Origin of the sequence: Bradyrhizobium sp. SZCCHNS2022, from assembly GCF_032377575.1 — a bacterium.
In the GTDB taxonomy this organism is placed as follows: domain Bacteria; phylum Pseudomonadota; class Alphaproteobacteria; order Rhizobiales; family Xanthobacteraceae; genus Bradyrhizobium; species Bradyrhizobium aeschynomenes.
Genome location: NZ_JAUHHZ010000001.1, coordinates 5,368,926 through 5,388,449, shown reverse-complemented (window position 1 = coordinate 5,388,449; position 19,524 = coordinate 5,368,926). Strand labels below are relative to the sequence as shown.

Below are 19,524 nucleotides of genomic sequence, written 5' to 3'. Positions count from 1 at the left end.
CATCATCACCACCATCACGGCCATCATCATGACCATCACCACGATCATGGTCATGACCATCATCACGATCATCCGCCGCACGGCCCCGGCCACAACCATCCGCACGGCCACCGCTCCCCGGTGCAGTGGCAGACGCCGCATCAGCCGGAAGGCGCCAAGCCCGCGCCGGTGGTCGAGCCCGATCTCGACAAGGTCGAAGCCGCCTTCGTCGACGGCTTCATCGCGGCCCCCGATCCGACCAGCTTCCTGCGGCTCGCGCGCATCCCGTTCGAGATCCTGCGCGAGGGCGAGAGCCTGAAGCTGCTGCGCGTCGAGATCGACGCGCTGACCGATGTCGGCAGCCTGACGCCGCATCTCGGCGGCAGCACCTTCCGCTACGATCCCCTGCCGTCGAACTTCATCTCCCGCCGCCGCCGCCTGCGCTTCATCTATTTTGATGGCGCAGGCCTGACGCCGCTGACCTATGCGGAGCTGCGGGGGATCGAAGGGCAGGGCTGATTCTCGCTCATCGTTCTCCTATTCGGCCGGTCTTGCTTGCGCGAGACCGGCCGTTGTCGTTGGATCGTCTCTCAATCAGTGGGCGAACCGGCTGGGGGAGCAGACGATGGCGAACGGGCATGAGCAAGAGAGTGGCGCGGATTTCGTCGCGCACACGCTGAACGACGCGCTGCGCTGGAGCGGCCGGGGGCAGAAGCTATGGAGCTTCGCCAATCACGGCTCCACCGTGTGCGTCGTGGTGTTCAGCGCCACCGCCGCGGTGCTGTCGCAGACCAGCAGCGCCATTGCCGGCCTTGACCCGAAGACCGTCGCGACGGTGCTGTCGCTGTGCGTCACGATCATCTCGACCGTGCAGTCCAAGCTCGGCTTCGAGCGCAAATGGGTCGCCAACCGGCTGACCCACAGCGCGCTCAATCGCCTGCTGCTCGACGAGAGGACCGGCGCCGACGTGCAGGACACCAAGGAGAAGCTGAAGACGATTCTCGAAGCCCACGATCGCGCGATCGCCGCGACCGGCGGGTAGCTCACCCCCGCGCGAACATCCGGGCTTCGTTGGCAATGACCGGCTTCACCGCCTCGCCGAGCCGCGCGGCGGCCGCATCCACCGTCAGCCCGGCCGTATCCACCACCGCATTCGCCCGCGCATACAGCGGCTCGCGGCTGGCGAGAATGTTGCGCAGCTCGGCCATCGCGGAGCGGTCGTCGGCCATCGGCCGCAGGTCGCCCTGCTTGCGCACGCGCCCCATGTGCTCCTCCGGCTCGGCCTTGAGCCAGATCGTGTAGAACGCATTCAGGATCAGGTCGAAGGTCACCGGCTCTGAGACGATGCCGCCGCCGGTCGCCAGCACCATCAGCTCCTTCCGCGCGAGCAACTGCACCAGCGCCGCCTGCTCCATGCGGCGAAAGCCTTCCTGGCCGTAGAGCGCGATGATCTCGGCGACCGAGAGCCCATTCTGCCGCTCGATCTCCTTGTTGAGCTCGACGAAGCTCCAGCCGATCCGCTCCGCCAGCATCCGGCCCAGCGTCGACTTGCCGGCGCCGCGCAGCCCGATCAGCGCAATGCCGGAGAACGTCCGACGCAGCGGCGCCGAGGCGCCGCCGGCGAGCAGCTCCTTGACCTGCGCGATCTGGCTCGGGCTCGCCTTCTTCAGGAGATCGCGGATCACCGGCCAGTCCGGCAACGGCTCGCCGCCGGGAATGATGTCGTCGAGCGGTGCGTTGATGGCGTTTGCGATGCGGCGCAGCAGCACGATCGAGACGTTGCCTTTGCCGCTTTCGAGCTGGGCGATGTAGCGCTCGGAAATGCCGGAGACCTCCGCCAGCACCTTGCGCGACATGCCGGCAAGGCCGCGCATCCGCCGCACCCGCTGGCCCAGCTGGTCGAGGAAATCGGTCTCGGCTGCGGATTGGCCGTCGCGCGGGGCGTCGCTGTCTGGCGTCATATCCCTGAGGTACTCTTTTGACTAGGAAACATAATGCCGAGGAGGATTGACAGCAAGCGATGTTGGTGGCCTTCTATGAATTATAATTCAAAAATCGGGGGAGGAACGCCGTGAAGTCGTACAATGCGGTGTCGTGGCTGCTTGACCGCAATGTCGAGGCCGGCCGCGGCGACAAGCTCGCCTACACCGACACGGTGTCCGAGCTGACCTATCGCGGCCTGCAGCAGCAGTCCTGCCGCGTCGCCAATCTGCTGCGCCGCCTCGGCGTCCGCCGCGAGGAGCGCGTGGCGATGATCATGCTCGACACGGTGGATTTTCCCGCGGTCTTTCTCGGCGCGATGCGCGCCGGCATCGTGCCGGTGCCGCTGAACACGCTGCTGACCTCGGAGCAATACGCCTATGTGCTGGCCGACTGCCGCGCCCGCGTGCTGTTCGTCTCCGAGGCGCTGTATCCTGTGGTCAAAGACATCGTCGGGCGGATGCCGGACCTCAACTGCGTGGTCGTCTCCGGCAGCAACGCGTTCGGCCACAAGCTGCTGTCCGAAGAGCTCGCGCGCGAGAGCGATCATTTTGACACCGTCGCCACCCACGAGGACGAGCCGGCGTTCTGGCTGTACTCGTCCGGCTCGACCGGCATGCCCAAGGGCGTGCGCCATCTGCATGGCAATCTCGCCGCAACGGCAGAGACCTACGCCAGCCAGGTGCTCGGCATCCGCGAGAACGACGTCTGCCTGTCCGCCGCCAAGCTGTTCTTTGCCTATGGCCTCGGCAACGCGCTGACATTCCCGCTGTCGGTCGGCGCCACCACGATCCTCAACTCGGAGCGCCCGACGCCGGCTTTGATGTTCAAGCTGCTCAACCGCTTCAACCCGACCATCTTCTACGGCGTGCCCACGCTGTTCGCGGCGATGCTGCACGACGAGTCGCTGCGCCACGAGAAGGCGGGTAGCGCCTTGCGCATCTGCACCTCGGCCGGCGAGGCGCTGCCGGAATCCGTCGGCAACGCCTGGAAGGCGCGCTTCGGCGTCGACATTCTCGACGGCGTCGGCTCCACCGAATTGCTCCACATCTTCCTGTCGAACGCGCCGGGCGACATCAAATACGGTTCCTCCGGCCGCCCCGTGCCGGGCTATCAGGTCCGCCTCGTCAACGAGGCCGGGCAGGACGTGCCGGACGGCGAGGTCGGCGAGATGCTGGTGCATGCGCCCTCGGCCGGCGAGGGCTACTGGAATCAGCGCCACAAGACCCGTTCGACCTTCGAGGGCTACTGGACGCGCACCGGCGACAAATACGTCCGCGACGCCGAGGGTCGCTACACCTTCTGCGGCCGCTCCGACGACATGTTCAAAGTCTCCGGCATCTGGGTATCGCCGTTCGAGGTCGAAAGCGCGCTGATCACGCATCCCTCGGTGCTGGAAGCCGCGGTCGTGCCGGAAGCCGATGGGGAAGGACTGCTGAAGCCGAAGGCCTATGTCGTGCTGCGCCCGAGCGTCGATCGCGAGACGCTGCATGAGGCGCTGAAGGATCACGTCAAGCAGAAGATCGGCCCATGGAAATATCCGCGCTGGATCGAGGTGGTGGACTCCTTACCGAAAACCGCCACCGGCAAGATCCAACGCTTCAAGCTGCGCGAGGGAGCGAGTCAATAGTTGGTCTTCCTGCCCGTGAGTTGGCCCTGCTGTTAGTTGTCGTCATGGCCGGGCTTGACCCGGCCATCCATCTCTCTGCGAGAAGGAAAGACGTGGATGCCCGGGCCTTCGCCGCGCCGAAGCGGCTTCGGCCGCGCAGGCGGGGCAAGCCCGGGCATGACGAAGGAGAGAATAGCGCATGACGCTCGAAGCTAACGGCTTCCTCGCCATCGACGGCGCCTCACTCGAATATCGCTTGATCGGCCCGCAGCCGTCCGATGCTCCGTGCATCGTGCTGTTGCACGAGGGCCTCGGCTCGGTCGGCCTGTGGGGCGATTTCCCCGACAAGCTCCAGCAAGCCACCGGCACGTCGGTGTTCGCCTATTCCCGCGCCGGCTACGGCGCCTCCAGCGCCGTGCGCCTGCCGCGTCCGCTCGACTACATGCAGCGCGAGGCGCGCGACGTGCTGCCGAAGCTGCTCGATGCGATCGGCTTTCGGCGCGGCCTTCTCGTCGGCCATTCCGATGGCGCGTCGATCGCGGCAATCTATGCCGGCAGCCGCGCCGATCATCGCCTCGACGGCATCGTGCTGATCGCCCCCCATGTCGTCGTCGAGGACGTCTCGGTGGCGTCCATCGCCGCGATCAAGACGGCCTACGAAACCACTGAGCTGCGCGCCAAGCTCGCGCGCTGGCACAAGGACGTCGACAACGCGTTTCATGGCTGGAACGGCGCCTGGCTCGATCCGGCGTTCCGCGCCTGGGACATCACCGGCGATCTCGCCTACATCCGCGTCCCCGTGGCCGTGATCCAGGGCGTCGACGATCAGTACGGCACCGTCCGCCAGGTCGAGATCATCCAGGAGGAGTGCTATTGCCCGGTCGAGGTCGCGATGCTGCCCAGGACCGGCCATTCCCCGCATCGCGAGGCGCCCGAGGCGACCTTGCGGGTCATCGCCGAATTCGCGGCCGCCACCTTGCCGGCGCCGGGCTCACGAACATGAAATAAAATGCATGTTTAGTCTTTTTGGCGTAGACGTCAGCCAGAACATGCATTATTTTACATCTCAACGATAAAGCACTCCAACGTAAGGGTGACTCATGGCCGGGGAAGACCGCGTGCTCGCGGGAGGCAAGACGTTCATCGATTTCCAGACCGATCCCTCCCGCTACAAGCATTGGAAGCTGTCGATCGACGGCGAGGTGGCGACGCTCGCCATGGACGTCGACGAGAATGGCGGCCTGTTCGAGGGCTACCAGCTCAAGCTCAATTCCTATGATCTCGGCGTCGACATCGAGCTCGCCGATGCCGTGCAGCGGCTGCGCTTCGAACATCCAGAGGTGAAGGTCGTGGTGCTGCGCTCGGCCAAGCCGCGCGTGTTCTGCGCCGGCGCCAACATCCGCATGCTGGCGGGCGCCACCCACGCCCACAAGGTCAACTTCTGCAAGTTCACCAACGAGACCCGCAACGGCTTCGAGGATTCATCCGAGAATTCCGGGCAGCGTTTCATCACCGTCGTCAACGGCACCGCGGCCGGCGGCGGCTATGAGCTCGCGCTCGCCACCGATCACATCATCCTCGCCGATGACGGCTCGTCCTCGGTGTCGCTGCCCGAGGTGCCGCTGCTCGCGGTGCTGCCGGGCACCGGCGGTCTCACCCGCGTCGTCGACAAGCGCAAGGTGCGCCGCGACCGCGCGGACGCGTTCTGCACCACGGAAGAGGGCGTCAAGGGCAAGCGCGCCGTGCAGTGGCGCCTGGTCGACGAGATCGCGCCGAACTCCAAGGTCGATGCCAAGGTCGCCGAGCGTGCCAAGGAGTTCGCGGCCGCCTCCAAGCGCAACGGCAGCGGCAAGGGCGTTCAGTTGACCCCGCTCAAGCGCGTGATCGATGCGTCGAGCGTGCGCTACGGCTTCGTCAATGTCGACATCGACCGTGCCGCTCGCATCGCCACCATCACGATCTCGGCGCCCGAGGCCGCGCCGCCGGCCGATATCGACGGCATGATCGGGCAGGGCGCGTCGTTCTGGCCCCTGCAGGTTGCGCGCGAGCTCGACGACGCCATCCTGCATCTGCGCATCAACGAGCTCGGCATCGCCATGCTGGTGTTCAAGTCGCATGGCGACCGCGCCCAGGTGCTTGCGCACGATGCGTTCCTCGAAGCCAACAAGGCGCACTGGCTGGTCAACGAGATCAGGCATTATTGGAAGCGCGTGCTCAAGCGCATCGACGTCACGTCGCGCACGCTGGTGACCCTGGTCGAGCCCGGCTCCTGCTTCGCCGGCACCTTGGCCGAGCTCGTGTTCGCCTCCGACCGCTCCTACATGCTGATCGGCACCATCCAGGGCGACAACCGCCCGGCGCCGGCGATCGAACTGTCGGCGATGAATTTCGGCCCCTACCCGATGAGCCACGGCCTGACCCGGCTGCAGTCGCGCTTCCTCGACGATCCCAACGGGCTCGAGCGCGTGCACGAGCACGTCGGCAAGCCGCTGGAGGCCGATGAAGCCGAGGAGCTCGGGCTCGTCACCTTCGCGCTGGATGACATCGACTGGGAGGACGAGATCCGCGTCTTCCTCGAGGAGCGCGCCAGCTTCTCGCCCGACAGCCTCACCGGTCTCGAAGCCAATCTGCGCTTCGCCGGTCCCGAGACGATGGAGTCGAAGATCTTCGCCCGCCTGACCGCCTGGCAGAACTGGATCTTCCAGCGCCCCAACGCGGTCGGCGAGGACGGCGCACTCCGGCGCTACGGCACCGGCGAGCGGCCGCAGTATGACATGACGAGAGTCTGAGAGCAGAGAAGAGCGAATAGGGAGGTGCGAATAGGGAATAGGGGTGTTGCGAATTGGGCGGTGCTCCATTCGCTACTCGCCATTCGCTATTCGCCGGCCAAGGAGCACGGCGATGAATATGAATATCATGAACGTCGACTACAGCACGAAGATCCCCAACAACGTGAATCTTGCTGAGGACCGTCAGGTCCTCAAGGCACTTGAGGGCTGGCATCCCGGCTATGTCGATTGGTGGAACGACATGGGGCCCGAGGGCTTCCAGCAGTCGCTGGTGTATCTGCGCACGGCATATTCGGTCGATCCGCGCGGCTGGGCCAAGTTCGACTACGTCAAGATGCCCGATTATCGCTGGGGCATCCTGCTGGCCCCGCAGGAAGAGGATCGCAAGATCCCGTTCGGCGAGCATTACGGCGAGCCGGCCTGGCAGGAGGTCCCCGGCGAATACCGCGCGCTGATGCGCCGCCTGATCGTGATCCAGGGCGACACCGAGCCGGCCTCGGTCGAGCAGCAGCGGCATCTCGGCAAGACCGCGCCGTCGCTCTACGACATGCGCAACCTGTTCCAGGTCAACGTCGAGGAGGGCCGTCACCTCTGGGCGATGGTCTACCTGCTGCAGAAATATTTCGGCCGCGACGGCCGCGAGGAGGCAGATGATCTGCTGCGCCGCCGCTCGGGCGACGCGGACTCTCCGCGCATGCTCGGTGCCTTCAACGAGAAGACGCCGGATTGGCTGTCGTTCTTCATGTTCACCTACTTCACCGACCGCGACGGCAAGATGCAGCTGCACTCGCTCGCGCAGTCCGGCTTCGATCCGCTGTCGCGCACCTGCCGCTTCATGCTGACCGAGGAAGCGCACCACATGTTCGTCGGCGAGACCGGCGTCGGCCGCGTCATCCAGCGCACCGTCGATGCGATGCGCGCCGCCGGCATCGATGATCCCACCGATATCGCCAAGGTGCGCGCGCTCGGCGTCATCGACCTGCCGACCATCCAGAAGAAGCTGAACCTGCACTACACGCTGTCGCTCGATCTGTTCGGCTCGGAGGTCTCGACCAACGCGGCGAACGCCTTCAACGCCGGCATCAAGGGCCGCTACCACGAGACCCAGATCCAGGACGATCACCAGCTCAAGAACTCGACCTATCCGGTGCTCAAACTGGTCGATGGCGAGATCAAGCGCGTCGACGAGCCGGCGCTGACTGCACTCAACATGCGCCTGCGCGACGACTACTCGCAGGACTGCATCAAGGGTCTGTTGCGCTGGAACAAGATCATCACCACGGCCGGCTACGACTTCGAGCTGAAGCTGCCGCATACCGCTTTCCACCGCGCGATCGGCGAGTTCAAGGACGTCCATGCGACGCCCGACGGCATCCTGATCGACGCGGGCACCTGGCAGAAGCGCAAGGGCGACTGGCTGCCCTCGGCCGACGACGGCGCCTACATCTCCTCGCTGATGAAGCCGGTGACCGAGATCGGCGAATACGCCTCCTGGATCGCCCCGCCCAAGGTCGGCATCGACAACAAGCCGGGCGATTTCGAGTACGTGAAGATCGAGACCTGACGAGAAGCGAATAGGGAGTGGCGAATAGCGAGTAGGGATATTGGCCTATTCGCTATTCGCTATTCGCTATTCGCTATTCGGCCTCAGCTATCCCAGCCCGCGCCCGGAATGCCCGGGTTCGCGTAGACGATGCCGCCGTCCACCGCGATCGTATTGCCCACCACGTAGTCGCCGGCGCGCGACGCCAGGAAGATCGCCGTTCCCGCCATGTCCTCATCGGTGCCGATGCGGCCGGCCGGCACGCGCGCGGCGACCTCGTCGGCATTGTCGCGCGCCGCCTTGTTCATGTCGGACTTGAACGGGCCCGGTGCGATCGCCGTCACCACGATGTGGTCCTTGATCAGCTTCGCCGCCATGCGCCGCGTCAGGTGGATCAGGCCGGACTTGCTCGCCGCATAGGAATAGGTCTCCAGCGGATTGACGAAGATGCCGTCGATCGAGGCGATGTTGATCACCTTGGCCGGCCGCTCGGCGCTCGCTGCTGCGCGCAGGGGAGCCGCCAGCGCCTTGGTGAGGAAGAACGGCGTCTTCAGGTTCAGATTCATCACCTTGTCCCAGCCGCTCTCGGGAAACTCGTCGAACTCCGCGCCCCAGGCAGCGCCGGCATTGTTGACGAGGATGTCGAGCTTGGGCTCGCGTTTCCTGATCTCGGCGGCGAGCATGTCGATGCCGGTCATGGTCGAGATGTCGATCGGCAGCGCGATGCATTCGCCGCCATATTCCGCCGTCAGCGCCTTCGCAGTCTCCTCGCACGGACCGGCCTTGCGCGCGGTGATGTAGACCCGCGCCGCGCCATGCGCGAGCAGGCCGGAGGCGATCATCCTGCCGATGCCGCGCGAGCCGCCGGTGACGAGCGCGATGCGCCCTTCGAGCGAGAACAGATTGTTGAGCATGGTGCCTCCCTTTCCTTATGTCGTGCGCTTGTGGGCAGGACGCGCCGGCACTGTCAAGTGAGACGCAGTCGCGCGAATGCGTGCGCCGAAATTTGGTCGGAGGAGGGCGTGGGGCGGCCTTACGCCGCGTCGATGCGGCGGAAGCCGTTCCACATCGCGGTCGCCGCGCCGGAGGTCAGCACCGGCAGCACGCGGGCATCCTGGTAGTGTCCGTTCAACGAGACGCGCGACAGAGCGGTGAGATGATCGGCGCTCTCGGCGAAGATCATGCCGGGCCGCGTCGTCACCGCAGTCTTGTAGCCGCTCGCCGCGGCCAGCACGAATTCCCGCTGCGCTGCGGCGGCGCGATCGCCGTAGGGATAGGCCATGTGCAGCACGGATCGCTGCAACTCGGTCTCGATCCGCGTCCGGCTTTCGGCAATCTCGATCCGCGCCGTCTCCTCGCTCAGCTTGGCGAGATTGCAGTGGCTGATCGAATGCGCGCCGATCGAGACGAGCGGCTCGGCCGACAGCGCCTTCAACTCGTCCCAGGACATGCAGAGCTCGCGGCAGATCGAGGCGTCGTCGATGCCGTTCCTGGCGCATAGCGCGCCGATCTCGCGTTGGATGTCGTGGTCCCCCGGCAACGACCGCAGCCAGTCGTGCAGGCGCTGGAACGTCACGCATTTGGCTGCCGGCGTCGATGCATCGAGCCGCAGCGCAAGGCCGCCGATCTCGATGTCGATCGCCTCGGCCTTCGCGACGACGAGCTCGAGCGCCACCCACCACAGCCGTCCGCGGCCTTCCGCGAAGTCGCTCGTCACATAGATCGTGAACGGCGCGTCGAACTCGCGCATGACCGGCAGCGCATAGTCGCGGTTGTCGCGATAGCCGTCGTCGAAGGTGAAGCAGGCAAAGCGGCGCGCGAAATTGCGCTCCACCAGCCGGTGGTGCAACTCGTCGAGCGTGATGATCTCGATGTCGTGGTCGCGCAGATGCGACAGCATCTCGCGGAGGAATTCGGGGGTGACTTCCAGATGACAATTGGGCTGGAAATCGGCGTCGCGCCGCGGCCGCACGTGATGCAGCGTATAGATCGCGCCGACGCCTGAGAAGATCGGTCGCAGCCAGACATGCGCGCCGCTGAGATACAGCGCTTCCAGGCCGGCGCGGATAAAGGTTTTGCGAAATCGCCTCATCTGAAATAAGCGGCCCGGTGGATGTCGGGACAAGGTTACCGACGAATGATTGAAGAAACCCTTAGCCTCCGGTCGAAACGTACCGGAGGGCCGCGATGATTTCCGGTTTGACAGGCCCGCAAGGGTTTGTTTTCTCTCTGCTTCCTCGATGCGACGGATGACGAATGCGCGGACTTTTCAGGTGGAGCGGCAAATGGTGGCCCGGCGTCATCCCGCTGATCGTGCTTTGGGGCTTTGCCGCCTGGACCAGCACCGTTCCGCTGGAAAATGATCTCGCGGGCCGCAGTTCGGCCGCACTCAAGGGGGCCGTTCTCGACAAGACCAGCATCGCCGTCGATGGCCGCGACGTCTCGCTCCGCGCCGACGCGTTTTCCGAGGCCGGACGCCGTGATGCCGTGTCTGCGGTCGATGCCGTCGCCGGCGTGCGGCTCGTCAACGACCAGACCCGGCTGGTGCCCGAGGCCAAGCCCTTCGTGTGGTCGGCCGAGCGCGACGTCGTCCGCGTGACCCTGGGCGGCAGCGCGCCGCTGCCGGCGCTCAAGGGCAGGCTGATGGAGGCGACGCGTGCGGCGCTGCCCGGCGTCGAGGTCGCGGACCAGATGGGGCTGGCGCGTGGCGCGCCGGCCCGCTTCGAGGACGCCGCGCTGCTGCTGATCGGCCAGATCGGCAAGCTGAAGGACGGCCGGTTCACGATCTCGGATGGCGACGTCACGCTGACCGGCATGGCGCGCGAGCTCGGCGGCCGCGAGTCGATCGCCGCCGCGCTCGGCAAGCTGCCGGACGGCTTCAAGGTCGCCAATAACGAGGTCAAGGCGCCGCCCTACATCTTCCAGGCCTACAAGGATCCGGTCGCGGTCACCGTGACGCTCGCCGGCAACGTGCCCGACGAGAACATCCATGCCGTCGTGGTCGGCTCGTCCTCACGCAAGTTCTTCAACGAGAAGGTCGTCGACAATCTCAAGAACAGCATCGGTGCGCCGACGAATTTCGTGAACGCGGTGGTGCCGGCGCTCGGCGCGCTGTCGCGGCTGTCGACCGGCACGCTGGTGGTCTCGGATCGCGACATCAAGATTTCCGGCGATGCGCTCTATGATGCCGCCGCCGCCCAGATCCGGACGGGGCTCGCCAAGGAGGTCCCGCAGGGCTGGCAGGTCAAGGCGGAGATCACGGTCAAGCCGGCCGCAGCCCCGGTCGACCCGACGGTGTGCCAGCAGCTGTTCACGAACGTGCTCGGCAAGGCCAAGATCCGCTTCGAGACCGGCCGCAGCGACCTCGACCGGGATTCCACCGGCCTGCTGGACCGCATGGTCGAGATCGCGTTCCGCTGCCCCACCGCCAATGTCGAGATCATCGGCCACACCGACGGCGAGGGCGATGCGGCTGCAAATCAGGTGCTGTCGCAGAAGCGCGCGCAGGCCGTGGTCGACTACCTGACCAGGGCCGGGCTGCCGGCCGACCGCTTCTCGGCGATCGGCTATGGCAGCACTCAACCGGTCGCGTCGAACGACACCGGCGACGGCCGGGCGCAGAACCGGCGCATCGAATTCGTGGTGAGGTGACGTCATGGCCTATCTGATTGCCTTCCACTGGGGCTGGCTGACCGGGGCCTTCGCCATCGGGCTGGCCATGGGCTGGGTCGCGGTGGTTCACCGGGCGCCCGGCGTGTCGGGCTGGCTGACCTGGCTGCTGGCGGCGCTGGCAGCGGGACTGGTGGCGGCGACCGTCGCCTGCATCGTTCCCGGCCGGGCCGGCTACTGGCTCGATCTGCTGCTGATCCTGTTCGTGCCCTATCTGCTCGGCTGCGCGATCGGCACCTGGCTGCGGGCGCTGGTGGTGACCCGCAGCATGCGGCAGCGGTCGGCGGCCTGACGCGGGCGAGATCCGCGTAAGCCCCTGCTGCCGAGCCCGTGCGGCCGCGAGACACGAAGGTTTGACAACAGCTTGGCCTGTCAAAGCGGCAGCCGACGCTTATCGTCTGGTCATGCGTCGGGCCCGCCCGGAGCCTCCAGAAAAAGCCCGGAGATTGGCGCTCCTCACCGAAGTTTAACCGGCGGTGCGCAGGTTGAACGAGACGGTGCGGAGATCTTGCCGTCCGTCATGCCTCAGTGCCGTGCCGCCGCATTGCCCCATGTGCGGCAAAAGGGTGCATGGCAATTCCGTAAAGCCTGCTAAGTATAACCATGTGTACGCTTTTGTTCACACGCCCCTTGTTCCCCAATGCGTCGAAACGCGCTACGAGGGCGTTGTATGCGCACATGACGTGGCGACCTCCAGGGCGCCCTGTCCCCGGCCGTCGTGATCGGATCACGGTGAGAGGTGTAGATGCTTGAAGCCATACGCGGAGCGGCCACGTTCCTGCGCGAGAAGCAAGTCCTGCACAAGCTCGGCGTGCTCATCAGCATCGCCGTCATCGCGGTCGCCTGCTACGTCCTCTACCACATGCTGCGCGGCATCGACACCTACGAGGTTCTCGAGGCGATCAAGAGCACGGAGCCGCACCAGATCGCGCTCGCCGCCTTGTTCGTCGCCGCCGGCTATTTCACGCTGACCTTCTACGACCTGTTCGCGGTGCGCGCGATCGGCCACGACCACGTGCCGTATCGCATCAACGCGCTGGCTGCGTTCACCAGCTATTCGATCGGCCACAATGTCGGCGCCAGCGTGTTCACCGGCGGCGCCGTGCGCTACCGCATCTATTCGGCCCATGGGCTGAACGCGATCGACGTCGCCAAGATCTGCTTCCTCGCCGGCCTGACCTTCTGGCTCGGCAACGCCGCCGTACTCGGCATGGGCATCTGCTATCATCCGGAGGCCGCGGCCTCGATCGACCAGCTGCCGCCCTGGGTCAACCGCATGGCGGCGATCGCCATCCTGGTCGGGCTGATGGGCTATGTCGCCTGGGTCTGGACCAAGCCGCGCGTGGTCGGCCGCGGGCCGTGGACCGTGGTGCTGCCGGGCGGGCCGCTGACACTCCTGCAGATCGTGATCGGCATCGTCGATCTCGGCTTCTGCGCGCTGGCGATGTACGTGCTGGTGCCGGACGAGCCCAATCTCGGCTTCGTCGTGGTCGCCGTGATCTTCGTCTCCGCGACGCTGCTCGGCTTCGCCAGCCACTCGCCGGGCGGGCTCGGCGTGTTCGACGCCGCCATGCTCGTCGGCCTCTGGCAGATGGACCGCGAGGAGCTGCTCGCCGGAATGCTGCTGTTCCGGATGCTGTATTATTTGGCGCCGTTCCTCATTTCTGTAATCCTGCTGACGTTTCGGGAGGTTATCATCAGCGCCAGGTCGAAGCGGCTGCGCCAGGCGGCGCTCAGCCTCGATCCGGGCCCCCCGCCCGAGGCCGCTTATGTGAGGAAGCGCAGCGATTCCGGTGCCTGACGCGACAAGTGGAGCAGACTAGGACGCGATGGCCCTCGACGCTCCCTCCCACTCCAACCTGACCATCTTCACCCCGTGGCCGGACCGGCTGCGGCATTCGGCCATCATTCTGCTGGCCGCCGCGCTGGCGCTGGCGGGGCTGGTGCTGCTCGACGAGCTGCTGCCGCTCCGGGCGCTGGCGGTGTTTCTCTGCATCGCCGCCGCCGCGCTGGTGCCGTGGCGGCTGCACAGCGCGGTCGCCAAGCGCGAGGAGGAGCGCCACGCCAATCCCGTGGAAGCGCCGGCCGTCAGCGCCGTCGTCGACGGCATCCCCGATCCCGCCGTGCTGCTCGACCGCGCCGGCCGCGTCATCCATCTCAACGCGGCGGCGGCGCAGCTCGCGCCGGCTCTGCGCAAGGGCGAGCTCGCCCAGTTCGCGCTGCGCTCGCCCGAGATCATCACCGCGCTGCGCGAGGCGATCGCCACCACCGAGATCCGGCGTGCGAGCTATCACGACCACGTGCCGGTCGACCGCTGGATGGAGCTGGTCATCGTCCCCGTTCCGGTGCCGACCGCGTTCGGCGGCACCGACAAGTGCATGCTGATGACATTCCGCGACCTGACCCCGCTGCGCCGGGTCGAGGAGATGCGCGCCGATTTCGTCGCCAATGCCAGCCACGAGCTGCGCACGCCGCTCGCCGCGCTGTCCGGCTTCATCGACACCTTGCAGGGCCCGGCCAAGGACGATCCCAAGGCGCGCGAGCGCTTCCTCGGCATCATGCATACCCAGGCCACGCGGATGGCGCGGCTGATCGACGATCTGCTGTCGCTGTCGCGCGTGGAGCTGTCGGCGCATGTCCGCCCCGACACGCTGGTCGACGTCGTTCCGATCATCCGCCAGGTCACCGACGGTCTCGAGCCGCTGGCCAGGGAGCGCCAGGTGGTGATCGAGACCAGCCTGCCGGAGGCGCCGGTCACCATTGCGGGCGATCGCGAGGAGCTGCTGCGCGTGTTCGAGAACCTGATCGAGAACGCGCTGAAATACGGCGCCTCCGGCGGCCGGGTGGTGGTGTCGCTGGAGCAGGCCGTCTCGGCCGAGAACGCGCCGGAGATCCGGGTCAAGGTGCGTGATTTCGGCCCCGGCATCGCGCCGGAGCATCTGCCGCGGCTGACCGAACGCTTCTATCGCGTCGATGTCGGCGACAGCCGTGCCCAGGGCGGCACGGGCCTCGGCCTGTCGCTGGTGAAGCACATCCTCAACCGGCATCGCGGCCGGCTGCTGATCGAGAGCGTGCCGCGCAACGGCGCGGCCTTCACGGCGTGCTTCCCGCAGTCTCGGCCGCAACGCGGATCCTGACCGTCCAGAATGCAAAAGGCCCGGCGCGAGCCGGGCCATCCTCATGGCTTGTTAGTTGGCGCGGCACGCGCGCTCAGCGCGTCGTCGACTTCGCCGGCTGGCGGCGCCGGTCGGCCGCGGGCTGATAGGCGACGCGCGAATGCTGCGCGCAATAGGGCAGGCCGGAAAGCGCCTTGCCGCCGCAGAAGAAGAAGTCCGGGCTGGAGGGATCGCCGACCGGCCAGTGGCAGGTCGCTTCATTGAGCTCCAGCAGCGACAGCCGCTGGTTCATCGGCACGACGTTGTCGAATGCAACCGGATCGGGCTCTGCCTCGACCTCGAAAACCTGTGCGAGCGCCGTGTTGCCGCGGGCCACCGGACGGGCCACGCGCATCATCGGCTGCGCCGGACGGGCCGCCTTGCGCTGGCGCGGTGCTGCGGTCGCCGGGCTCTTGGCGCGGCCGGAGAGGCCCAGCCGGTGCACCTTGCCGATCACGGCGTTGCGCGTCACGTTTCCGAGTTCCGCGGCGATCTGGCTGGCCGACAGTCCGGCCTCCCAGAGTTTCTTCAGCTGCTCGACGCGATCGTCGGACCAGGTCAATACCGTCATCGAACCTTTCCCTTCGCGTTGCGCCGGCCAATTCTGGGACGGCGCTGCGATATTTGTCTCAAAAACCCCTGCCGGCAGAATCCCTTATCCCTCGCCGGGAGCGCGTGAAGCACCCGGACGTTACGCGAACTAGAGAACTCCTAGAGGGATCAGAACTGCCGCACGAGATGTCGTACTCGACGCTGAAAACGCTACAATATGGCGTGACTCTCGCGCAAGAGTCGGTGGTCACCGTCCACACATTCCGCGGTTCCGTGTGGCATGTTTTGAGCTATGTCATGCGCCCGCAATCTCACGGACCGGCGCCGGCCCATCAGCTTACGCGTAGTTGACTCCCACCGCCGCCCGCATACAATAGGTGCACGTGCCGCCTTGAAAAGGCGGCACATTTTGTTTTCCAGGGTGGGGTCCCTGATGCGCGATGGCATCGCATGGCGCGTGTCTCGGCCACCCGTCAGCTCATGTGATCGCCATGACAAGTGTTGCTGCTACGCATCTGCTCCCCGTATTCGCCCGGGTCGATCTGTCGTTCGAGCGCGGCGAAGGCGCGTGGCTGATCGCGACCAATGGTGATCGCTATCTCGACTTCACCTCCGGCGTCGCCGTCAACTCGCTGGGACATGCGCATCCGCATCTCGTCAAGGCGCTGCAGGAGCAGGCGACGAAACTCTGGCACATGTCGAACCTGTTCAAGAGCCCGGACGGCGAGCGCCTCGCCGCCAGGCTGTGCGAGCAGAGCTTCGCGGACTACGTGTTCTTCGCCAATTCCGGCGCCGAGGCGATGGAAGGCGCGATCAAGATCACGCGCAAATATCACGCGGCGAAAGGCCATCCTGAACGTTACCGTATCATTACGTTCGAAGGCGCGTTCCATGGCCGCACCTTGGCGACGCTCGCGGCGACCGGTTCCGCCAAATATCTCGAAGGTTTCGGTCCGCCGATGGACGGCTTCGATCAGGTGCCTTTCGGCGACATCGAGGCGGTGAAGAAGGCGATCGGTCCGCACACGGCCGGCATCCTGGTCGAGCCGGTGCAGGGCGAAGGCGGCGTGCGCACCGCGCCGCTCACGTTCTACAAGGCGCTGCGCCAGCTCTGCGACGACAACGGCTTGTTGCTCGTCATCGACGAGGTGCAAACCGGGATGGGGCGGACCGGCGACCTGTTCGCGCATCGCTGGCTCGGCGTCACGCCGGACGTGATGTCGCTGGCCAAGGCGCTGGGCGGCGGCTTCCCGATCGGCGCGGTGCTCGCGACGGCCGAGGCGGCTTCGGGCATGACGCCGGGCTCGCACGGCTCGACCTTCGGCGGCAATCCGCTGGCGGTGTCGGCGGCCAATGCGGTGCTCGACGTGATGCTGGCGCCCGGCTTCTTCGACCACGTCCGCAAGATGTCGCTGCTGTTGAAGCAGAAGCTCGCGGCGGTGAAAGACCGTCATCCCGACATCATCGCGGAAATTCGCGGCGAGGGTCTTTTGATCGGCGTCAAGGCGGTGGTGCCGTCGGGTGATCTTGTTGCCGCGTTGCGCGATCAGAAGCTGCTGACCGTCGGCGCCGGCGACAACGTCGTGCGCTTCCTGCCGCCGCTGATCGTCAATGAATCCGAAATCGAACAATCGGTCGACATGCTCGATCGCGCCTGCACGGCGCTGTCGGGCGGTCCTGCCAGGCAGGCGGCCGCATCATGAGCAGGACCATGGGCAACACGCCGCGTCACTTCCTCGATCTCACCGAGATGCCGGTCGAAGAGCTGCGCAACATGCTGGCGCTGTCCAGCCGGATGAAGCAGACGCTGAAGGCCAACGAGCCGGCGAAGAAGCCGCTCGAGGGCAAGGTGCTGGCGATGATCTTCGACAAGCCGTCGACCCGCACGCGGGTGTCGTTCGACGTCGGCATGCGCCAGCTCGGCGGCGAGGCGATCATGCTGACCGGCGCCGAGATGCAGCTCGGCCGCGGCGAAACCATTGCCGACACCGCGCGCGTGCTGTCGCGCTATGTCGACGCGATCATGATCCGCATCCTCAGTCACGAGGCGCTGCTCGAGCTCGCCGCGCATGCCACCGTGCCGGTCATCAACGGCCTGACGCGGCGCTCGCATCCGTGCCAGGTGATGGCCGACGTCATGACCTTCGAGGAGCATCGCGGATCGATCGAGGGCCGCACCGTGGCCTGGACCGGCGACGACAACAACGTGCTGGCCTCCTGGGCGCATGCCGCCGAGCGCTTCAAGTTCCGCCTCAACGTCGCCACCCCGCCGCAGCTGTCGCCGGGCAAGCCGATGAAGGATTTCATCCGCGCCACCAAGGCCGACATCCATCTCGGCCATGATCCGGACGTCGCCGTGAAGAACGCCGACTGCGTCATCACCGACACCTGGGTGTCGATGGGCGACAAGGACGGCGAGCATCGCCACAACCTGCTCAAGCCGTATCAGGTCAATTCCAAGCTGATGTCGCTGGCGAAGCCGGAAGCGATCTTCATGCACTGCCTGCCCGCCCACCGCGGCGAGGAGGTCACCGACGAGGTGATCGACGGCCCGCAGTCGGTGGTGTTCGACGAAGCCGAAAACCGCCTGCATGCCCAGAAGGGCATTCTGGCGTGGTGTTTCGGCGAGCGGGCGTAGGTCTCGACTGCGCCCCACCACCACCGGTGTCGTCCCGGCCTTGAGCCGAGACCCATACCGCGTGATCTAACTGATTTGTAGTAGTGGCCGTTGCTCTGCGTCGTTGCCGCGATCTTAGTCCGTCGATTGCGGCTTAGCGTCGGCTATCAGACGGGCGACGACCACCGACGTCCCTCGATAGCATCCGCGGTATGGGTCCCGGCTCAAGGCCGGGACGACAGCCGAGGGATGCCCGTATGCCCTTCCATTCGGCCCAATCAACCCCAAATACGCCCCATGACAGCCAATCCCCCCGATACCGACATCAACCTCGACACCAGCCGCGCGCCGTCCGCCGTGCCGGTCGATGACGCCGTGCTGCCGTTCGAGGTCGCGGCGCTCGATCTGCGCGGGCGGCTCACCCGCATGGGGCCCGCGCTCGACGACATCCTCACCAAGCACTCTTATCCGGCGCCGGTCGGCAAGCTGCTCGGCGAGGCCATCGTGCTGACGACCTTGCTCGGGTCCTCGCTGAAGTTCGACGGCCGCTTCATCCTGCAGACCCAGACCGACGGTCCGGTGTCGTTCCTGGTGGTCGACTTCCAGGCGCCCGACCGGCTGCGCGCCTATGCGCGCTACGACGAGGCGCGCCTCGGCGAGGCCAAGGATGCTCAAAGTCATTCCGGCGCTCTGCTCGGCAAGGGTCATCTGGCGATGACCATCGACCAGGGCCCCGACATGAGCCGCTACCAGGGCCTGGTTGCGCTCACCGGCGGCAGCCTGGAGGAGGCCGCGCACGAATACTTCCTGCGCTCCGAGCAGATCCCGACCCGCGTGCGTCTCGCCGTCGGCGAGGAGTGGAGCGGCGGCAAGCACCGCTGGCGCGCCGGCGGCCTGCTGACGCAATTCCTGCCGCAGGCGCCGGAGCGTCTGCGCCAGGCCGACCTGCATCCCGGCGACGCGCCCGAGGGCACAGAGCTGCACGCGGTCGAAGAAGACGAGGCCTGGGTCGAGGGCCAGTCGCTGGTCGCGACCGTCGAGGACGTCGAGCTGATCGATCCCTCGCTGTCGGGCGAACGGCTGCTGTATCGTCTGTTCCACGAGCGCGGCGTCCGCGTCTTCGATCTCGTGCCGCTGCAGGCGCGCTGCTCCTGCTCGCGCGATGCGGTCGCCAACATGCTGAAGAGCTTCTCGCCCCAGGACCGCGCCGACATGGTCAAGGACGACAAGGTCGTCGTCACCTGCGAGTTCTGCTCCTCGGTCTATGAGTTCACGCCGCACGAAGCGGGCGTGACGGAGAATTGAGCTTCGCGCGTCCTGGCATGACATGCGGAGCGAGCTCGGCGGTTTCGCTGCTTGATACAGCGCCCTCTCCCACCCCGGCGAAGCTTCGCTTCGCCTTGGGGGAGAGAGCGCAGTCACCGGCATGGCGTCGGTCTCTTCACGGGCTGCGATTATCAGTTCGCAATCTCTGCGGATCTTTCACGACGCTGGCCTTGCCCGTCGCGCTATTCTGCCGCAGCAACAAACAACTTGTGCCGTCGGGCAAATCACTGGCACATTTCCGCGCGTCCCTGCTGCCGCATGAGGGGCGTGTCGCGACCGTCACGAGACGTTGGCAGTGGGATGCG

Annotated in this window: 17 protein-coding genes; 13 read left to right on the top strand and 4 right to left on the bottom strand. The window is 66.2% G+C overall.

The annotated features are described in order from the left end of the window. Nucleotides 1-120 precede the first annotated feature (120 nt). Both QXZ94_RS24070 and QXZ94_RS24065 read left to right on the top strand, forming a co-directional pair. Nucleotides 121-498, top strand: coding sequence for a hypothetical protein (locus QXZ94_RS24070; protein WP_315726497.1), 378 nt, complete (start codon nucleotides 121-123; stop codon nucleotides 496-498). Between the two features lie 106 nt (nucleotides 499-604). Next, on the top strand, nucleotides 605-1,021 hold the full coding sequence (locus tag QXZ94_RS24065; protein ID WP_315722508.1) for a DUF4231 domain-containing protein: 417 nt from the start codon (nucleotides 605-607) through the stop codon (nucleotides 1,019-1,021). 1 nt (nucleotide 1,022) lies between these two features. On the opposite strand, the gene QXZ94_RS24060 is transcribed toward QXZ94_RS24065, so the two are convergent. Further along, nucleotides 1,023-1,940, bottom strand: a complete 918-nt coding sequence (locus QXZ94_RS24060) for a helix-turn-helix transcriptional regulator (RefSeq protein WP_315722506.1) — start codon at nucleotides 1,938-1,940, stop codon at nucleotides 1,023-1,025. 128 nt (nucleotides 1,941-2,068) lie between these two features. Between QXZ94_RS24060 and QXZ94_RS24055 the strand changes: the two genes are divergently transcribed. From QXZ94_RS24055 to boxB, 4 genes are all read left to right on the top strand, one after another. Further along, nucleotides 2,069-3,589, top strand: a complete 1,521-nt coding sequence (locus tag QXZ94_RS24055) for a benzoate-CoA ligase family protein (RefSeq protein WP_315726495.1) — start codon at nucleotides 2,069-2,071, stop codon at nucleotides 3,587-3,589. A 178-nt stretch (nucleotides 3,590-3,767) separates the two neighbouring features. Further along, on the top strand, nucleotides 3,768-4,571 hold the full coding sequence (locus QXZ94_RS24050) for an alpha/beta hydrolase (RefSeq protein WP_315722504.1): 804 nt from the start codon (nucleotides 3,768-3,770) through the stop codon (nucleotides 4,569-4,571). Nucleotides 4,572-4,668: 97 nt separating this feature from the next. Beyond that, nucleotides 4,669-6,357 (top strand): 2,3-epoxybenzoyl-CoA dihydrolase, encoded by a 1,689-nt coding sequence (gene boxC / locus QXZ94_RS24045; protein WP_315722502.1) that lies wholly within the window; start codon nucleotides 4,669-4,671, stop codon nucleotides 6,355-6,357. Between the two features lie 112 nt (nucleotides 6,358-6,469). Then, entirely contained in the window at nucleotides 6,470-7,921 is a 1,452-nt protein-coding gene (boxB, locus tag QXZ94_RS24040) for a benzoyl-CoA 2,3-epoxidase subunit BoxB (RefSeq protein WP_315722500.1), read from the top strand. An 83-nt stretch (nucleotides 7,922-8,004) separates the two neighbouring features. Here the strand turns inward: boxB and QXZ94_RS24035 are convergent, their stop codons facing one another. After that, complete coding sequence (locus QXZ94_RS24035; protein ID WP_315722498.1) at nucleotides 8,005-8,814, bottom strand: SDR family oxidoreductase; 810 nt, start codon at nucleotides 8,812-8,814, stop codon at nucleotides 8,005-8,007. 119 nt (nucleotides 8,815-8,933) lie between these two features. Next, entirely contained in the window at nucleotides 8,934-9,992 is a 1,059-nt protein-coding gene (locus QXZ94_RS24030; protein WP_315722496.1) for a polysaccharide deacetylase family protein, read from the bottom strand. 164 nt (nucleotides 9,993-10,156) lie between these two features. On the opposite strand from QXZ94_RS24030, the gene QXZ94_RS24025 reads away from it, so the two are divergent. The 4 genes from QXZ94_RS24025 to QXZ94_RS24010 all read left to right on the top strand — a co-directional run bounded on the left by QXZ94_RS24025 (nucleotide 10,157) and on the right by QXZ94_RS24010 (nucleotide 14,706). Beyond that, on the top strand, nucleotides 10,157-11,551 hold the full coding sequence (locus QXZ94_RS24025) for an OmpA family protein (RefSeq protein ID WP_315722495.1): 1,395 nt from the start codon (nucleotides 10,157-10,159) through the stop codon (nucleotides 11,549-11,551). A 4-nt stretch (nucleotides 11,552-11,555) separates the two neighbouring features. Next, a complete protein-coding gene (locus tag QXZ94_RS24020) occupies nucleotides 11,556-11,861 on the top strand; it encodes a hypothetical protein (protein ID WP_315722493.1) in 306 nt (101 codons plus the stop codon). A gap of 453 nt (nucleotides 11,862-12,314) precedes the next feature. After that, complete coding sequence (locus QXZ94_RS24015) at nucleotides 12,315-13,370, top strand: lysylphosphatidylglycerol synthase domain-containing protein (RefSeq protein WP_172110303.1); 1,056 nt, start codon at nucleotides 12,315-12,317, stop codon at nucleotides 13,368-13,370. 28 nt (nucleotides 13,371-13,398) lie between these two features. After that, nucleotides 13,399-14,706, top strand: a complete 1,308-nt coding sequence (locus QXZ94_RS24010) for an ATP-binding protein (protein ID WP_315722491.1) — start codon at nucleotides 13,399-13,401, stop codon at nucleotides 14,704-14,706. A 73-nt stretch (nucleotides 14,707-14,779) separates the two neighbouring features. Here QXZ94_RS24010 and QXZ94_RS24005 read toward each other — a convergent pair whose 3' ends face one another. Beyond that, complete coding sequence (locus QXZ94_RS24005; protein WP_315722489.1) at nucleotides 14,780-15,295, bottom strand: GcrA family cell cycle regulator; 516 nt, start codon at nucleotides 15,293-15,295, stop codon at nucleotides 14,780-14,782. A 472-nt stretch (nucleotides 15,296-15,767) separates the two neighbouring features. Here QXZ94_RS24005 and QXZ94_RS24000 point away from each other — a divergent pair, with 472 nt between their 5' ends. From QXZ94_RS24000 to QXZ94_RS23990, 3 genes are all read left to right on the top strand, one after another. Then, nucleotides 15,768-16,979, top strand: a complete 1,212-nt coding sequence (locus tag QXZ94_RS24000) for an aspartate aminotransferase family protein (RefSeq protein WP_315722487.1) — start codon at nucleotides 15,768-15,770, stop codon at nucleotides 16,977-16,979. An 8-nt stretch (nucleotides 16,980-16,987) separates the two neighbouring features. Next, nucleotides 16,988-17,914, top strand: a complete 927-nt coding sequence (argF, locus tag QXZ94_RS23995) for an ornithine carbamoyltransferase (RefSeq protein ID WP_315726493.1) — start codon at nucleotides 16,988-16,990, stop codon at nucleotides 17,912-17,914. Between the two features lie 276 nt (nucleotides 17,915-18,190). Continuing rightward, nucleotides 18,191-19,198 carry an Hsp33 family molecular chaperone gene (locus QXZ94_RS23990; RefSeq protein ID WP_315722485.1) on the top strand — a complete coding sequence of 336 codons (1,008 nt, stop codon included), beginning with the start codon at nucleotides 18,191-18,193 and terminating at the stop codon, nucleotides 19,196-19,198. The last annotated feature ends 326 nt before the right edge of the window (nucleotides 19,199-19,524 follow it).

What these genes read in the sequence shown, in the direction of transcription:
- QXZ94_RS24065 (WP_315722508.1), top strand. Translation starts at nt 605, where the DNA reads ATGGCGAACGGGCATGAGCAAGAGAGTGGCGCGGATTTCGTCGCGCAC.
- QXZ94_RS24060 (WP_315722506.1), bottom strand. Translation starts at nt 1,940, where the DNA reads ATGACGCCAGACAGCGACGCCCCGCGCGACGGCCAATCCGCAGCCGAG.
- QXZ94_RS24050 (WP_315722504.1), top strand. Translation starts at nt 3,768, where the DNA reads ATGACGCTCGAAGCTAACGGCTTCCTCGCCATCGACGGCGCCTCACTC.
- boxC (WP_315722502.1), top strand. Translation starts at nt 4,669, where the DNA reads ATGGCCGGGGAAGACCGCGTGCTCGCGGGAGGCAAGACGTTCATCGAT.
- boxB (WP_315722500.1), top strand. Translation starts at nt 6,470, where the DNA reads ATGAATATGAATATCATGAACGTCGACTACAGCACGAAGATCCCCAAC.
- QXZ94_RS24035 (WP_315722498.1), bottom strand. Translation starts at nt 8,814, where the DNA reads ATGCTCAACAATCTGTTCTCGCTCGAAGGGCGCATCGCGCTCGTCACC.
- QXZ94_RS24030 (WP_315722496.1), bottom strand. Translation starts at nt 9,992, where the DNA reads ATGAGGCGATTTCGCAAAACCTTTATCCGCGCCGGCCTGGAAGCGCTG.
- QXZ94_RS24025 (WP_315722495.1), top strand. Translation starts at nt 10,157, where the DNA reads ATGCGCGGACTTTTCAGGTGGAGCGGCAAATGGTGGCCCGGCGTCATC.
- QXZ94_RS24020 (WP_315722493.1), top strand. Translation starts at nt 11,556, where the DNA reads ATGGCCTATCTGATTGCCTTCCACTGGGGCTGGCTGACCGGGGCCTTC.
- QXZ94_RS24015 (WP_172110303.1), top strand. Translation starts at nt 12,315, where the DNA reads ATGCTTGAAGCCATACGCGGAGCGGCCACGTTCCTGCGCGAGAAGCAA.
- QXZ94_RS24010 (WP_315722491.1), top strand. Translation starts at nt 13,399, where the DNA reads ATGGCCCTCGACGCTCCCTCCCACTCCAACCTGACCATCTTCACCCCG.
- QXZ94_RS24005 (WP_315722489.1), bottom strand. Translation starts at nt 15,295, where the DNA reads ATGACGGTATTGACCTGGTCCGACGATCGCGTCGAGCAGCTGAAGAAA.
- QXZ94_RS24000 (WP_315722487.1), top strand. Translation starts at nt 15,768, where the DNA reads ATGACAAGTGTTGCTGCTACGCATCTGCTCCCCGTATTCGCCCGGGTC.
- argF (WP_315726493.1), top strand. Translation starts at nt 16,988, where the DNA reads ATGGGCAACACGCCGCGTCACTTCCTCGATCTCACCGAGATGCCGGTC.
- QXZ94_RS23990 (WP_315722485.1), top strand. Translation starts at nt 18,191, where the DNA reads ATGACAGCCAATCCCCCCGATACCGACATCAACCTCGACACCAGCCGC.